Source organism: Photorhabdus tasmaniensis (assembly GCF_011189505.1).
In the GTDB taxonomy this organism is placed as follows: Bacteria; Pseudomonadota; Gammaproteobacteria; order Enterobacterales; family Enterobacteriaceae; genus Photorhabdus; species Photorhabdus tasmaniensis.
Window position 1 is genome coordinate 48,971 of record NZ_PUJU01000012.1, and the last position, 16,136, is coordinate 65,106.

General features: G+C 32.4%; 13 protein-coding genes. 12 read left to right on the forward strand and 1 reads right to left on the reverse strand.

What is annotated here, in order from left to right:
- Positions 1–3: 3 nt before the first annotated feature.
- The 12 genes from C5471_RS07580 (at position 4) to galE (ending at position 15,824) form a co-directional block, all read left to right on the forward strand.
- A complete protein-coding gene (locus tag C5471_RS07580; RefSeq protein ID WP_133814029.1) occupies positions 4–1,881 on the forward strand; it encodes a polysaccharide biosynthesis protein in 1,878 nt (625 codons plus the stop codon).
- A 319-nt stretch (positions 1,882–2,200) separates the two neighbouring features.
- On the forward strand, positions 2,201–3,154 hold the full coding sequence (locus C5471_RS07585) for a DMT family transporter (protein ID WP_207627248.1): 954 nt from the start codon (positions 2,201–2,203) through the stop codon (positions 3,152–3,154).
- Between the two features lie 843 nt (positions 3,155–3,997).
- Positions 3,998–5,308: a nucleotide sugar dehydrogenase gene (locus tag C5471_RS07590; protein ID WP_133814031.1), complete on the forward strand. Its 1,311-nt coding sequence runs from the start codon at positions 3,998–4,000 to the stop codon at positions 5,306–5,308.
- A gap of 68 nt (positions 5,309–5,376) precedes the next feature.
- On the forward strand, positions 5,377–6,402 hold the full coding sequence (locus C5471_RS07595; RefSeq protein ID WP_133814032.1) for an NAD-dependent epimerase/dehydratase family protein: 1,026 nt from the start codon (positions 5,377–5,379) through the stop codon (positions 6,400–6,402).
- Positions 6,399–7,676, forward strand: a complete 1,278-nt coding sequence (locus tag C5471_RS07600; RefSeq protein ID WP_133814033.1) for an oligosaccharide flippase family protein — start codon at positions 6,399–6,401, stop codon at positions 7,674–7,676. Before C5471_RS07595 ends, C5471_RS07600 begins: the two co-directional genes overlap by 4 nt.
- 307 nt (positions 7,677–7,983) lie before the next feature.
- Positions 7,984–8,826 (forward strand): O-antigen ligase family protein, encoded by an 843-nt coding sequence (locus tag C5471_RS07605; protein WP_166295757.1) that lies wholly within the window; start codon positions 7,984–7,986, stop codon positions 8,824–8,826.
- A gap of 13 nt (positions 8,827–8,839) precedes the next feature.
- A complete protein-coding gene (locus tag C5471_RS07610) occupies positions 8,840–10,105 on the forward strand; it encodes a hypothetical protein (RefSeq protein WP_133814035.1) in 1,266 nt (421 codons plus the stop codon).
- Positions 10,098–11,084, forward strand: coding sequence for a glycosyltransferase family 2 protein (locus C5471_RS07615; protein WP_166650290.1), 987 nt, complete (start codon positions 10,098–10,100; stop codon positions 11,082–11,084). Before C5471_RS07610 ends, C5471_RS07615 begins: the two co-directional genes overlap by 8 nt.
- 38 nt (positions 11,085–11,122) lie before the next feature.
- Complete coding sequence (locus tag C5471_RS07620) at positions 11,123–12,274, forward strand: DegT/DnrJ/EryC1/StrS family aminotransferase (protein WP_133814037.1); 1,152 nt, start codon at positions 11,123–11,125, stop codon at positions 12,272–12,274.
- Entirely contained in the window at positions 12,275–12,886 is a 612-nt protein-coding gene (locus C5471_RS07625) for a sugar transferase (RefSeq protein WP_133814038.1), read from the forward strand.
- Between the two features lie 9 nt (positions 12,887–12,895).
- The gene (locus C5471_RS07630; protein ID WP_133814039.1) at positions 12,896–14,770 is read left to right on the forward strand and encodes a polysaccharide biosynthesis protein; all 1,875 of its coding nucleotides are present in this window, start codon (positions 12,896–12,898) and stop codon (positions 14,768–14,770) included.
- Positions 14,771–14,804: 34 nt separating this feature from the next.
- Positions 14,805–15,824, forward strand: a complete 1,020-nt coding sequence (galE, locus tag C5471_RS07635) for a UDP-glucose 4-epimerase GalE (RefSeq protein WP_133814040.1) — start codon at positions 14,805–14,807, stop codon at positions 15,822–15,824.
- A gap of 42 nt (positions 15,825–15,866) precedes the next feature.
- On the opposite strand, the gene C5471_RS07640 is transcribed toward galE, so the two are convergent.
- Positions 15,867–16,133, reverse strand: a complete 267-nt coding sequence (locus C5471_RS07640; protein WP_133814041.1) for a type II toxin-antitoxin system RelE/ParE family toxin — start codon at positions 16,131–16,133, stop codon at positions 15,867–15,869.
- Between the last annotated feature and the right edge of the window lie 3 nt (positions 16,134–16,136).

Below are 16,136 nucleotides of genomic sequence, written 5' to 3' on the forward strand. Positions count from 1 at the left end.
ATTATGAATAAAAGAATAGTATTTAGCCAAGATAGATTAATAAAAACCATAACTCTCCTGGCAGTAGATATACTGATGATCAGTATTTCATACTGGTTAAGTATGTGGCTACGGCTTGATAGAGAAGTGCCAATCTCTAGTTTACAACATTGGCTAGTTATTATATTTGTCATCCCCTGCACGCTCTTTATTTTCTTAAAAATTGGCTTTTACCGATCTATAATAAAATACGTTAATATGAGAATATTAAAATGGGCTATTATCGGTTCATTTCTATCTTCTCTACTACTAGCAGCACTCTCCTTATATAAACAGGCATTCTTACCCAGAACTGTACCGATTATTTACTTCTCTTTTCTAGTAATATCACTCTGTGGTACAAGATTCTTATACAGGACACTGCGTAATTTATTAAAAAATAAAGGCTCTCCAGTAATTATATATGGGGCAGGAGAATCTGGCCGGCAACTTCTACCGATATTAAGAGAACATAGAGAGTTCAATCCTATTGCTTTTATTGATGATAACACTAAATTACATAATTTATCTATTCATGGAGTTTATGTCTTCCCTCCAGGAGGAATAACATCTTTAGTAGAAAAATATAATATAAAGAAAATATTACTCGCCATACCTAGTGCATCAATATCTGATAGAAAAAAAATACTTGAAAGACTTCAAAAAGAACATTGTGAAATACTCACCATTCCAAGCTTCAACGATCTGGTTGAAGGAAAAGCCCAAATAAACTCACTAAAACGGGTTTCTATTAACGATCTGCTAGGAAGAGAACAAGTTAACCCATTACAAGATTTACTCAGCAAAAACATCAAAAATAAAAACGTCCTTATTACAGGCGCTGGCGGCTCAATAGGATCTGAACTGTGTAGACAAATCATCAACCAGTCACCATCTCAGATAATATTATTTGAGCTAACAGAGTATTGCCTTTACTCAATAGAAATGGATCTGCAAAAAATAAATCTGGAAAGAGAACTCAATATAAATATCATTCCAATTCTAGGTGATATAAAAGACTCAGAAAAAATAAACAAAATCATAAACAAATTCAATATTAACACAATATACCATGCTGCTGCATATAAACACGTCCCACTGGTAGAAATGAACACACTGGAGGGTATAAATAATAATATCTTTGGCACACTCTCACTTGCACAAGCAGCAATTAAACAAAAAGTTGAAAAATTTGTATTAATCTCTACCGACAAAGCTGTCCGCCCGACCAATACAATGGGGGCAACAAAAAGATTTGCAGAACTTATACTGCAAGCCTTTGCTAAAGAAAACAGCCATACAAAATTCTCGATGGTTCGTTTCGGCAACGTACTTGGCTCATCTGGCTCAGTGGTACCCCTTTTCGAGCAACAAATGGCAAATGGAGGACCAATAACACTAACTCACAAAGATATTACACGTTACTTCATGACTATCCCAGAAGCCGCCCAATTAGTCATCCAGGCGGGAGCGATGGGTAACAACGGCGACGTTTTTGTTCTGGATATGGGCGAATCAGTAAAAATTTATGACCTTGCCCGAAAAATGATTAACCTCTCTGGCCTGACAGTTAAAGATACAACCAATCCTCATGGTGATATAGAAATCAAAATAACAGGATTAAGACCAGGTGAAAAACTTTATGAAGAGTTACTCATTGGTGATAACGTTTCTATCACCAATCACCCGAGGATAATGACGGCAAACGAAATATTTTTACCTTGGGATAAATTAGATTCATTATTAAATGACTTAAAGATATCTTGCGAAAATTATGATTTCGAAAACATTAGAAAGACTCTTATTAATGCGCCTATTGAGTTTCAACCCAAAGAAGATTGTATTTACGATCTTTTAAAATAGCATCGACGCTTTCTCACCGGCTACATCCGCTCATACACAGCATCTGTTAATATATTCATGTCATAGAGCCGACTGAAAGCCATATTGCCGACATTAACCATCTGGATAAACAACAATCCTATAAAACGCTTAACATACAAGTCATTAAAAATCATATAATTCAAAAAATTAAAATAACAAGCCAACAAAAACCTCATCATTGGATATATCATATGCATTATACTTCCTTCAATTCTAGCCTCAAAAAAGGAAAATAGAAATTATGGAACTAACCTCTTAATATGAGCCGATAAACTTATGAAAAAGTATCCAAATAGCTATGCTCACAAACCATAAAATAACAGCCAATACCTATGGATTATTCTCTGGTGTTTTTTGGGGACTCACTGGTGTTCTTTTAGCTATTTTATTAAAAAGCAACACTCTTTCCTCTTATTTCCTCATTCCTATAATCATTGCCTTCTTAAATGACCTGATTTCATGTGCATACATGTTTATATACCTATTATATCAACAAAAATATCGGACAATAATCGCCATCACCAAGAATAAAAAATACTGGATAATCGTACTGGCCGCTATGCTGGGTGGCCCAATAGGCATGTCTTGTTATATCCTCGCCATTCAACATATTGGTGTTGGTTATACCGCAATTATCGCTGCAACCTACCCTGCCATTGGTTCTCTAATTTCATTCTGCCTATTTAAAGATAAAATTCACCTGATAGGAACATTAGGCCTAATATTAGCCGTTGTATGTACCATAATACTAGGCTATTCAACAACAACCCAAACAATATCTAACTGGACAGGTTTCCTTTTTGCCTTCATCTGCGCATTGGGCTGGGGATCTGAAGTTGTCATCAGCTCCTACGGAATGAACAAAAACATCCCGGCTGACATCGCCTATTTTATAAGACAACTCTCCTCTTCGGTAGGTTATATTATCCTTATCATAACCTTCATATTCTCACTACCTAATGCAAGACACATCTTCTCAAGTTTCACACTATCCAGCCTGCTACTAATAACCTCACTGACAACTACCGTCTCATACCTCTTCTACTATCGAGCAATCAGCATACTCCAACCCATTCGTGCGATGGCTTTAAACATCACCTACACCGTTTGGGCAATATTCTTTGCTTACTTCCTTCTGGATGAATCTATATCCATAAAATTATTTATCCTATGTATCGGCGTTTCCTTAGGCTCATTCTTAACCGCCATCAACCCCCGAAATATCAAAAAATTAATATTGGACCTCAAGTGAGTGCAATTATAAAGAATTTCTTTACAATGTAATGGAACGAAAGATCCACAATTGTAGCCATACCTTTGAAATACTGAGAAATTCACTATAGTTTAAAATTAAAACTAACCAATATTCTAAAAATAGCAAATAGAAATAGCGGACTATCATTGAGAACAGCATTGAATGGAGGGAATGCCTTATGTACTGATTCTAGATGACCCTACGCCAAAGGCACTGGAAAAACATAGGTGTTATAATATAGAAGAACTCAATAAACAACTTAAATTGTATTATTCTAAAGCTCTTCAAAGTGACCCCCTGATCAGAAAAGATGGCATTTTCACACCTTTCTTTAATTAAACAACTAACTAAATCCTCCTTAAGACTACCGGCCTTGACTCTTACCTAAAAAATAACCTCGAATTCAACTGCGGGAACGATTCCAACAAAAAAACATCAAAATCCCCGATTGGCAGCCTTATTCTATCAATTAATTAAACAAGCGGCGTATTAAGCTTGACCTGGAGAAACTTACAGTTTACTCTCCCCCCAAATAGTTACAAAATCTTATCCCCCATTACTTTCTTGTTACGGCAGGAAGAAGTACTGAAAAATCAATGCAATGGATAAGATTATAGAACCCTACAGGCGTTCTGGGAGCCAACAACCTAGTGCGGTAGCTTTGATGTTACATTTTTTATCACCGTCATAGGCACACCTTACACAAATAACTTAACAAACTTTATTAAAGATTCAGCTACCAAAAGTAAAACCTGTGAAAATAAATAGCATTCTACTAAAAATCAAATGTTATTTAATTTCACTAGTTCATTTTTAAATAAGAACCTTAAAAGGCAAAATATGTCATCACTCAATATTCTCACCGATAAATTTGATAATAAAACAGCAATTATTGCCATTGTTGGTCTTGGTTATGTTGGCTTACCTTTAATGCTCAGGTATAACGATATCGGATTTAAGGTTATTGGTTTTGATATTGATAAAGCAAAAACAGATAAATTAAGTCAAGGCCAAAGTTATATCGAACATATTCCTGCATCCAAAATTAATCAAGCAATCAATACAGGTTTCGAGGCAACGACTGATTTTGCCAGAATCGCTGAATGTGATGCCATCATTCTTTGCGTCCCAACACCTTTGAATAAATATCGTGAACCCGATATGAGCTTCGTTATTAATACTACGGATATGGTAAAACCTCATTTAAGGACAGGACAAGTCCTGTCCTTAGAAAGTACGACTTATCCAGGAACTACAGAAGAAGAGTTATTACCCAGGATTGAAGAAAAAGGCTTAAAAGTGGGTGAAGATATATTCCTTATATATTCACCAGAACGAGAAGATCCAGGCAATCCTGATTTCGAAACCAGAACTATTCCTAAAGTCATTGGTGGCCATACTGAAAACTGCTTAAAAGCAGGTATCGCAGTTTACCAACCAGCTATTGATCAAGTTGTTCCTGTCAGTTCAACCAAAGCAGCAGAGATGACTAAACTGCTTGAGAACATACATAGGGCTGTCAATATTGGTTTAGTCAACGAAATGAAGCTAGTTGCAGACAAAATGGGTATTGATATCCATGAAGTCATTAGAGCAGCGGCAACCAAACCCTTCGGCTTTGTCCCTTACTACCCAGGCCCTGGATTAGGTGGTCACTGTATACCTATTGATCCATTCTACTTAACGTGGAAAGCCAGAGAATATGGTATTAATACCCGCTTTATTGAGCTCTCCGGTGAAGTCAACTCATCAATGCCGGATTATGTTGTCACTAAAATCGTATTAGCACTTAATAAAGCGAATAAATCCATTAATGGTAGCCGTATCTTAGTACTCGGTATCGCATATAAAAAGAATGTTGATGACATGAGAGAAAGCCCATCTGTACATATAATAGAAAAACTCCAAGATTTAGGTGCAACTGCTGAATATTCAGATCCTCATGTTCCCATATTTCCCAAAATGCGTAATCACTTTTTTAATTTAAAAAGTCAGCCAATCACAGCTGAATCATTGAAAAATTTTGATTGTGCTATTTTAGCAACTGATCATGACAAGTTTGACTATGAATTAATTCTTAACCACTCGTTACAAGTTATTGATACTAGAGGTAAGTATAAAAACAATAATAACAAAGTGGTTAAAGCATAAAATTATACAATAACAAAGTATCATACAGCTCCTATGATACTTTGTTTTACTAAAAACTAAGGATAACAATGAATAATTTCATTAAGCAAAAAGAAGCATTAGTTAATTCACCTAAAAAATGGCTTATTACTGGTGTAGCAGGGTTTATTGGATCCAATTTACTAGAAATGTTACTAAAATCAGATCAACTTGTAACAGGTTTAGATAATTTCTCTACAGGCCATGAACATAATTTATTAGAAATAAAAGAAAAAATAACACCTGAACAATGGGCCAGATTTAATTTTATAGAAGGTGATATTCGGGATATCAGTCATTGCCACCAGTCATGCAAAGATATAGATTATGTTTTACATCAAGCAGCTCTTGGCTCTGTGCCACGTTCTATAAACGATCCAATTACAACAAATGCAACTAATATCTCAGGCTTTTTAAATATACTTGTTGCAGCTCGGGATGCCAAAGTTAAAAACTTCACTTATGCTGCAAGTAGCTCGACATATGGTGATCATGAAAGTCTGCCTAAAATTGAAGATACTATTGGAAATCCTCTTTCACCATATGCTATTACAAAATATGTGAATGAACTATATGCAGATATATTCCATAGAGTATATAGGCTCAATACAATAGGTTTAAGATACTTTAACGTTTTTGGCCCTAGACAAGACCCTAATGGAGCATATGCCGCAGTAATTCCTAAATGGATATCTGCAATGGTACATGGCCATGATATTTACATTAATGGTGATGGTGAAACTAGCCGTGATTTCTGTTTTATTAATAATGTAGTTGAAGCAAATATACTGGCTGCAACAACAAATAATAATAAAGCAAAAAATACAGTATATAATGTTGCTTATGGGCAAAAGACAAGTTTGAATAGTTTATTTTCAAAAATAAAGAACGAACTCAAAAAAAACAATTTTATTTATGAAAAAGAACCTATATATAAAGAATTCCGGCAAGGAGATGTCAGACATTCATTAGCATCAATTGCTAAAATTAAAGGCAATTTAAATTATTCCCCAGAATTTGATATAAACTCTGGCTTAGAGAAATCAATTCAATGGTATATAAAAAATAGCTTATGATAAAGAAAGTTATAAACGCTGGAGGTAGTTTTTCTCTTAAACTTATTGTCCAATTAGGAGCTTTCTCTTTATTAGCTCTAAAACTAAATATCAACGATTTTGGCCTAATTAGTTATGCATTTACCGTTGCATGGTTATTAACAAATCTGTCAGATTATGGTTTCAGAATTAAATTAGTAAAGGACATATCCCAAGGAAAGAGAATATCTAATTTAAAAAGACATGACACAATTAAAATTATTCTGTTTGCCATACTTTATATAATACTGAGCCTTTATATTTACTTAGGTATTAATAATTATAGGGAATCAATAACTCTTCATATCTACATGATATCAGCATTATTTCTCAGTCTAGCAAATAGTCGGTTTGCTTTAATTCAAGGAGAGGAAAAATTTAATAAAGAACTTCAAGTTAACTTAGAAAGTACTATTCTATATATAATATTAATTATAGCATCTATATATCTACTACCAAACAATATATTTGTCATTGCTTTAGCATATTTATGTTATTGTCTTTATAATTTGATTAAAGCATCTCTTTATACTAAACAAGCCTTCATATCTATTACCTCTAACTATAAATGTATTAAAAGAGAGTTTCTAGAATCTTTTCCTTATGCAATTCTAGTTATAATAAATATAATTTTGGTAACCGTAGATGTTTTCCTTCTGCAACATTATAAATCGTACGAATCAGTTGCATATTATCAAGTATTTATAAAAATAAATACTGGTTTATTAATATCATTTAATATCTTATATACTGTACTGTTACCAAAAATCTCGCGTGAAATTCATTCAGGAAATAGCAAGGTAATAAATAACATATCAATATGTATAATATCTATCGGTCTAATTACTGTAGGAGCATATTACATTACTGAAAAGTATATTTTATATTATTTTTTTGGAACTAACTATTTAATTTTATCTCAATATACTATATATATTATTATAATAGCTTTATCTAAGTATATATTCTGGTTTACTCCAGAGCTATATCTAGTCACTTCAGGACAGCAAGGAAAAAGAAGTATCATTTTCACTGTAAATACCATATTAGCAGTTATATGTTATTATATAATTATTCCAAAATATGATTGGATTGGTGCTGTAAAAATAAATGCCGCATTTACATTTATAATAGGTATCAGCTTATTTTCTTATATAAAGAGAAATACTTTCACAAAGAAAATTTACACCCTATATATTACGCTATCAATGATTATTTTAATATATCTAATGAAAGAAATATTCTATGCTAGTTAACAACTATTTGATTCATATTATATTTTTCTTAAATTTATTTCCATTGCTATTTTTACCACAACAAAATTCTGACGATGCGAGGATATTTTCAATTCCTTTTGTATATTTATTTTGGTTCCTATTATTTACAATAAGCATAATTAGCTCTATAAGAAAAACATATCCTATCAAATTATTCTTATTCTTATTCTTATTTATTACTTATTTTACAATTCAAAGTATCCTTATCAATGCTTATACAAGTGGATATATATATTTAATTTCAATACTATTCTTATTTTTAGGATTTTACACTCTTAGGATAAAGTTGAATAATATACCAATATATTATATAAAAAAAACAATAGTCAGGTTAAATATGATATTAATCATATTTATAATAATTGCGTTTACTAAATTTCATCTAAATTTATCAGAAGATGTTAATCCCATAGTATTCTACAATAGAAACGCTACAGCCTTAGCCGTTCTTTGCTTATATATGACAACGTTATCACTCTATGATAACAGCAAGAATAGCTATATATTTTATCTTTATATCTTGTTCTTTATGTTATTTTTCATTTTCTTGCAAAGTAGGGCAGGGTTAGTATGTTTCTTAGTCTTTAATGTAATTTCCCTATTCAAATTTAATATTAGATCCACTATTTCTATTTTATTAGTAATAACGATCTTATTATCTATATTATTATTAACTGATTTAGGCTCATTGATAGATGAACGCTTTAAAATTGCTATGCATACAGTTAAAGCTTTACTAGGACAAGCATCACCGCCAGCCGCAGCAGAACATGATTATCGTAGATTTATTTTAATATTCGCAGGTATCGATATACTTAAAAACAACTTTCTAATCGGAACAGGATTAGGAGTTGAAAACTATATTCGTTTTTTTGATATAATGAAATATCCCACTTATCCTGGCCTAGCCCATAACTTCTACCTTGTTTATCCTGCACAAATGGGTTGCGTTGGATTCTTGTTATTTCTTGCCCTATTAAAATATTTTGTATTCCCCCAAAAATTAAACAAAAAAAATCTGTCATATATTTTTACTATTGCGATATATATAATAAATAATGAATATGTATTACTGCCAGAAGTTTGGATTTTCATGGCTTACTTTCAATGTATAAATAGAAATAGTTGAGCGTGGTAATTATATGAGAAAATATAATTTTATAGAGTACAAGATAGCGAACACATTGAGAAAGTTTCCAAAGTTGAAAGCATCCGTAAAAAAAATATATAGTATAATAAATTATTTCATCAACAAAAAAAATTACAGCATAAAAACAGACTTTAAGGTAAAAAAAATATCCGATAATAATAAGGAGTCTTTCTTTGGATATTATGACAAATCGCCTGAGAATTTTAATGGAGAATATATTCTATTTCATAGCGTAGAAAATGGAAATACAACAAAAAAACCAAATACAGTAGAAAAAATATTTATATGCGTTATGAATAGAAAAACAGGAAAAATAGTAGCTAAAATAGAAAGTAGCGCTTTTAATTGGCAACAAGGTTCAAAAGCCCAGTGGCTTAACAATGATACATTTATTTTTAATGATTATAATTATAATACTCAAAATTATATTTCAAATATATACTCAATTAAGGCAAAAAAAATAATAAAAAATAATCATTTCCCTATTTATGATATATCCAGTACATTATTATCTGCAACAATAGATTTTAGAAGATTATCTATCTTACGACCAGACTACGGCTATTTTTCGCATAAAAGTATTTCATTAGAAAAGACATTTTGTAAGATTGATATCTACGATCTTTCCAACCAAAAACTATTATTATGCTTAGAATTAGACAAATTAATCACCCAGTGCCCTAGTAACTTTTTTCAAAATGAAACAATTCATAAATTTAATCATCTAATGTTTTCGCCTGATGGAACTCACTTATTATTTATTCATAGATTCTATAACCTGAGAATTCGGCATGATCGGTTGATTTGCTTTAATTTAAAAACAGAAAAATCAATTGCTCTTACTAAGATAGGTATTGTAAGCCACTGTTTCTGGATAGATAATGAAACTGTCTTTGGGTTTATGGAAATAGATAACAAAAAGGCATATTACTATATAAACATAAATACTTTATTATATAAAGAATATATTCCATTAAGTAACTTTGGTGACGGTCATCCATCAGTAAAATCCTCTTTTATTCTAACAGACACATATCCAGATAGAGCAAGAAACAAATCACTTATTTTATCAAATATTAATAACCAAAAAGCAAAAATTATTGCATCCGTATTTGAACCATTAAAATATAATGGGCAAACAAGATGTGATCTCCATCCAAGATTTTCATATAATAATGGAAACAGGATTTATATTGATTCAGTCCACGAAAACAAACGTCACTTATACCTCTTAGAATTAAAGGAAAATGATGAGTAATAATCCAGAAATATCCTTACTAATGGTTGCTAGAAATTCTGAAAATAGCATATTAAACGCCTTAAGATCTTATACTAAGCAAACATTTAGGAATTCTGAAATAATATTTGTAGATGGGTTGTCTACAGATAAAACAAAAAAATTAGCTGTAGAATTTCTATCACAACAAGAATTACCATTCCAAATATTAGATAACCCTAAGAAAAATTTAGCTGCTGGATGGAATATAGCGATAAGAGAGGCAAAAGGTAAATATATTTTACGCATTGATGCTCATGCAACTATTGAAAAAGACTACGTTTCTCTTGCTTTAGCTTCATTGGAAAATATATCTTCCTTAAATGTTGCAGGTATTGGTGGAGTTCTAAGAAATAAATCTACTTCCAATTTTGGAAAATATGTGATGGACTTTTATTGCTGCCCTTTTGGGGTAGGAAACTCTCCTTTTAGAATTAAATCGTCAGGAGTAAAAGAAACAGATACAGCGGTTTTCGCTATTTACAATAAAGAAATTTGCATTAAAAACAATCTATTTAACGAGAACTTAAAGAGAAATCAAGATATTGAATTTCATAAGAAATTAATAAAAGCAGGATACTCTTTATATACAAATTACAATATGGTGAGTAATTATTTTGTCAGAAGCACATTTACTCAATTCTGTAAAAAAGCATTTTCAGATGGAGAATGGGTAATCCGATCAAAAAACTTTTATTTACGACATATTATTCCTTTATTATTTACTCTATATATGGTATTTTTATCAGCTTTGTTGATATTTTTTTCAGAGGAAGAATCTATATTACTATTATACTTAGTTCCTTTGATCGTATATATTCTTTCTTGCCTGATTTTTAGCCTTCAATATAGTAAACAACATATGTTTAAAAAGTTAGGTCTTATGCCATTATTTTTCAGTTATCATATATCTTATGGTTTCGGATCAATAATAGGCATTACTAAATTACTAAATTACTAAATTACTAAATTACTAAATTACTAAATTAGGATAATGTCATGAAATTCATTCCATTTTCTTTACCTGAAATTGGACAAAACGAGATTGACGAAGTTGTTGACTCTCTAAATAAAGGCTGGATCACAACAGGACCAAAAACAAAAAGATTTGAACAAGATTTTGCTCAGTATTTAGGTTCTGATGTTGAAGCAATTGCTGTAAATTCAGCAACTGCTGGTTTGCATTTGGCTTTGGAGGCAATTGGCATTCAACCTGGCGATGAAGTCATTATTCCCACCTACACCTTTACTGCAACAGCAGAAGTTGTCCGTTATCTGGGCGCTCATCCTATTTTTGTTGATTCTTTGTCTGACAGCCTAAATATTGATCCCGCAGCTATAAAAAATGCAATAACATCCAAAACCAAAGCTATCATACCTGTACATTTTGCAGGTTTATCCTGTGATATGGATGAAATCATTGCTATAGCTAAGGAATTTAATCTAAGAATAGTTGAAGATGCAGCTCATTCATTCCCAACTTTATATAAGGGAAAGAAAATTGGTACTCTGGATACCGATGTGACTGTATTCAGTTTCTATGCCAATAAGACCATGACTACAGCTGAAGGCGGTATGCTAGTATCCAGAAATCCTGATATTATAAAAAGAGCAAAAGTAATGCGCCTCCACGGCATCAGTAAAGATGCTTTCGATAGATATCAATCTAAAACACCTGCTTGGTACTATGAAGTTATTGAGCCAGGCTATAAATATAACATGCCAGATATTTGTGCGGCCATAGGTATTCATCAATTACAGAAAATAGACTCTTTTCAAAAGAGAAGAGAGGAGATGGCTAAATTTTATGATGATGAATTAAAAGATCTACCGATTACCTTACCAACTAAACCTAAAGAACCAAATGACCAGCACGCTTGGCACTTATACACCATTAGATTGAATGATGAAGCTAAGATATCAAGAGATGACTTTATAATAAAAATGGCAGAAAAAAATATAGGTTGTTCTGTCCATTTTATTCCACTACACAAACAACCCATATGGAAAAATACCTATTCTCTTGATAAAGATGATTTCCCTGTAGCAGAAGAAAACTTTAAAAGAATTGTATCAATTCCTTTATATACAAAAATGACCAAAGAAGACCAGATATACGTTATCAGAAAAATTAAAGAGATTCTTGAATAAATGAAAATAAATTATTCAGTTATAAAAATAATTTTTGATTTTATTTCATCTTTAATTGGGTTAATTATTATTTCGCCTATTTTAATCGGGATTGCTATTTGGATAAAAATGGACTCGAAAGGGCCCATTTTTTTCCGGCAAAAACGAGTAGGTCAATATAATAAAATTTTTTATATTCACAAATTTAGGAGCATGACTATCGGTTCAGAACAAAAAGGGCAACTCACTGTAGGTAATGACCGACGTATTACAAACTCTGGAAAATTCATACGCAAATACAAAATTGATGAATTAGCTCAACTCATCGACGTTATTCAAGGAAAAATGAGTTTAGTCGGACCAAGACCAGAGGTCCCACAATTTATGGATAAATATCCAGATGACGTAAGAAACAAAATATTATCTGTAAAACCTGGAATAACAGATTTGGCTTCCATAGAAATGATAGATGAAAATGATATATTAGATAAATACGCTGATCCTCATCAAGCCTATATTGATATTGTTATGCCTATAAAAGCCAAACACTACTTAGAATATATTGATAATAAATCATTTTTCTATGACCTGAAGATCATTTTTAAAACAATTTATAAAGTAGTTTCTAGGTAATAAACAACCATGAATGAAAGAATAATTTTCAATCAAGATAGATTAATAAAGACCATAATTCTTCTAGTAGTAGATATATTTGTAATCAGTATTTCATACTGGTTAAGTATGTGGCTACGTCTTGATAGAGAAGTACCAATCTACAGCTTACAACATTGGCTAACTATTATATTCACAATACCTTGTACTCTGTTTGTTTTTTTAAGAATTGGTTTTTATAGATCGATATTAAAATACGTTAATATGAGTATATTAAAATGGGCTGTCATTGGTTCATTTCTATCTGCTCTATTATTAACGGCATTCTCTTTATATCAGCAGGCATTTTTACCAAGAACCGTACCTATTATTTATTTTTCTTTTTTGATTATATCACTCTGCGGTACAAGATTTTTATATAGAACACTACGTAATTTACTAAAAAACAAAGGAGTTCCCGTTATTATCTATGGAGCAGGAGAATCCGGCAGACAACTCTTACCCATATTGAGAGAGCATAGAGAATTCAATCCTGTCGCTTTTGTTGATGATGATGCTAAATTACATAAATTATCTATTCATGGAGTTTTCGTCTTCTCTCCAGAAAAAATAACATTTTTAGTAGAAAGATATAATATAAAGAAAATATTATTAGCGATACCCAGCGCTTCAATATCCGATAGAAAAAAAATAATCGAAAAACTACAAAAAGAACATTGTGAAATACTCACAATCCCAAGCTTCAATGATCTGGTTGAAGGAAAAGCCCAAATAGACTCACTAAAACGAGTTTCTATTAACGATCTACTAGGAAGAGAACAAGTTAACCCATTACAAGATTTGCTAAGTAAAAACATTAAAAATAAAAATGTCCTTATTACCGGAGCCGGTGGCTCAATAGGATCAGAGTTATGCAGGCAAATCATAACTCAGTCGCCATCTCAGATGATATTATTTGAACTAACCGAGTACTGTTTATACTCAATAGAAAACGAGCTACAAAAAATAAATCTCGATAGAGATCTTAATATAAATATTATTCCTATTTTAGGCGATATAAAACATTCAGATAAGATAAACAAAATAATAAATAAATTCAATATCAATACAATATACCATGCCGCTGCATATAAACATGTTCCACTTGTTGAAATGAACATGATAGAAGGTATAAATAATAATATTTTTGGCACACTTTCACTTGCTAAAGCAGCAGTTAATCAAAAAGTTGATAAATTTGTATTAATATCTACCGATAAAGCTGTCCGTCCGACAAATACAATGGGAGCAACAAAAAGATTTACAGAATTGATACTGCAATCTTTTGCTAAAGAAAATAGTCATACAAAATTTTCCATGGTTCGTTTTGGCAATGTTCTTGGTTCATCTGGCTCTGTTGTACCACTGTTCGAGAAGCAAATAAAAAATGGCGAACCAATCACGCTAACTCATAAAGATATTACGCGTTATTTCATGACAATTCCAGAAGCCGCCCAATTAGTTATCCAGGCCGGAGCGATGGGTAGCAATGGCGATGTTTTTGTTCTGGATATGGGAGAACCAGTCAAGATATATGATCTTGCCTGTAAAATGATTAATCTGTCTGGTTTGGCAGTTAAAGACGAAACAAATCCTCATGGTGATATAGAAATCAAAATCACTGGATTAAGACCAGGCGAAAAGCTTTATGAAGAGCTATTAATTGGTGATAATGTTTCTGGCACAAATCACCCTAGAATAATGACAGCAAATGAAGTTTTTTTACCTTGGAACAAATTGAATTCATTATTAGATGATTTAAAAATGTCCTGTGAAAATTATGATTTCGAGAGTATCAGAAAGATTCTTGTCAATGCTCCTATTGAATTTCACCCCAAAGATCAAATTTACGACCTTTTAAAATAGTAGCTAAACTTTCTAACCTGTTAAAAGAAACGATATGACCATACTAATCACCGGTGGAACCGGCTACATCGGCTCCCACACAGTATTAGCCCTTTTAGAAAAAGGAGCTGATGTTGTTGTTATCGATAATCTCTGCAACTCATCACCAGAATCTCTTCATAGAATTAAAAAGATCACAGGCAAGTCAGTGAAGTTCTACCAAGGCGATGTACTTGATTTAAATTTACTGAATCAAATCTTCCAAGAAAACAAAATAGAATCTGTGATTCATTTCGCAGGTTTAAAAGCCGTTGGAGAATCCACCAGAAAACCACTTGAGTATTATCAAAACAATATTATTGGCACCTTGGTTCTGTTACAGGCTATGCGTGCCAATGGTGTACATCAACTGATTTTCAGTTCGTCCGCAACGGTTTATGGTGATCCTGAATTTGTCCCGCTAACTGAAAATGCCAAAGTAGGTGGTACAACTAACCCTTATGGCACCTCCAAACTAATGGTTGAGCAAGTTCTAAAAGATTTTGCCACTGCCGAGCCAAGTTTCAAAATTACCAGCCTAAGATATTTCAACCCTGTTGGTGCACATCCATCAGGCATGATTGGCGAAGATCCTAATGGTATTCCTAATAACCTGTTGCCTTATATCACTCAGGTCGCGATTGGTCGTCTGGAATGTTTATCCATTTATGGCAATGATTACCCAACCAAAGACGGTACCGGCGTCCGTGACTATATTCATGTGATGGATTTAGCCGAAGGCCATATTGCTGCAATTGATTATCTGGATAAACAACCATCCTATGAAGTTTTCAACTTAGGAACCGGTACTGGTTATTCTGTACTTGAGCTACTTCATGCTTTCGAAAAAGCAGCAGGTAAAACAATTCCGCACAAGATCACAGACAGACGCCCTGGAGATATTGCTGAATGTTGGTCTGATCCATCCAGAGCCCGCGATATCCTTAGCTGGCAAGCAACACGTAATATTGACGATATGATGCGTGATAACTGGAATTGGCAGAAGAATAACCCCAATGGTTTTCGCTCTCATTGAGGTGTATGTTTATTCTGTTTGGAACCTCAAAGGAAGTAAGATTCAGAATAAATCTGAATGACTACCTACTCGATATAGTTTCAATTCAGTATTTGTACGCTGATAAATAAGCAAAATATCTGGCGCTCCGTGGCATTCAAGGTAGCCAATATATTGGCCTGCTAATGAATGTTCACGGTAACGCTCTGGTAAAGGTTCACCAGTCTGTAAAAGCTCAATGGTTTTCAAGATAACAGATTGAGCTTTTTTATTATTAGCATAACGTTTTGCATCTTTTTTAAAACGACTCTGGTAAACAATCTTTAGCATTAT

Bases quoted from the DNA above. Each gene is read 5' to 3' on its own strand.
- C5471_RS07580 (WP_133814029.1), top strand. From the start codon at position 4: ATGAATAAAAGAATAGTATTTAGCCAAGATAGATTAATAAAAACCATA.
- C5471_RS07585 (WP_207627248.1), top strand. From the start codon at position 2,201: ATGCTCACAAACCATAAAATAACAGCCAATACCTATGGATTATTCTCT.
- C5471_RS07590 (WP_133814031.1), top strand. From the start codon at position 3,998: ATGTCATCACTCAATATTCTCACCGATAAATTTGATAATAAAACAGCA.
- C5471_RS07595 (WP_133814032.1), top strand. From the start codon at position 5,377: ATGAATAATTTCATTAAGCAAAAAGAAGCATTAGTTAATTCACCTAAA.
- C5471_RS07600 (WP_133814033.1), top strand. From the start codon at position 6,399: ATGATAAAGAAAGTTATAAACGCTGGAGGTAGTTTTTCTCTTAAACTT.
- C5471_RS07610 (WP_133814035.1), top strand. From the start codon at position 8,840: ATGAGAAAATATAATTTTATAGAGTACAAGATAGCGAACACATTGAGA.
- C5471_RS07615 (WP_166650290.1), top strand. From the start codon at position 10,098: ATGAGTAATAATCCAGAAATATCCTTACTAATGGTTGCTAGAAATTCT.
- C5471_RS07620 (WP_133814037.1), top strand. From the start codon at position 11,123: ATGAAATTCATTCCATTTTCTTTACCTGAAATTGGACAAAACGAGATT.
- C5471_RS07625 (WP_133814038.1), top strand. From the start codon at position 12,275: ATGAAAATAAATTATTCAGTTATAAAAATAATTTTTGATTTTATTTCA.
- C5471_RS07630 (WP_133814039.1), top strand. From the start codon at position 12,896: ATGAATGAAAGAATAATTTTCAATCAAGATAGATTAATAAAGACCATA.
- galE (WP_133814040.1), top strand. From the start codon at position 14,805: ATGACCATACTAATCACCGGTGGAACCGGCTACATCGGCTCCCACACA.
- C5471_RS07640 (WP_133814041.1), bottom strand. From the start codon at position 16,133: ATGCTAAAGATTGTTTACCAGAGTCGTTTTAAAAAAGATGCAAAACGT.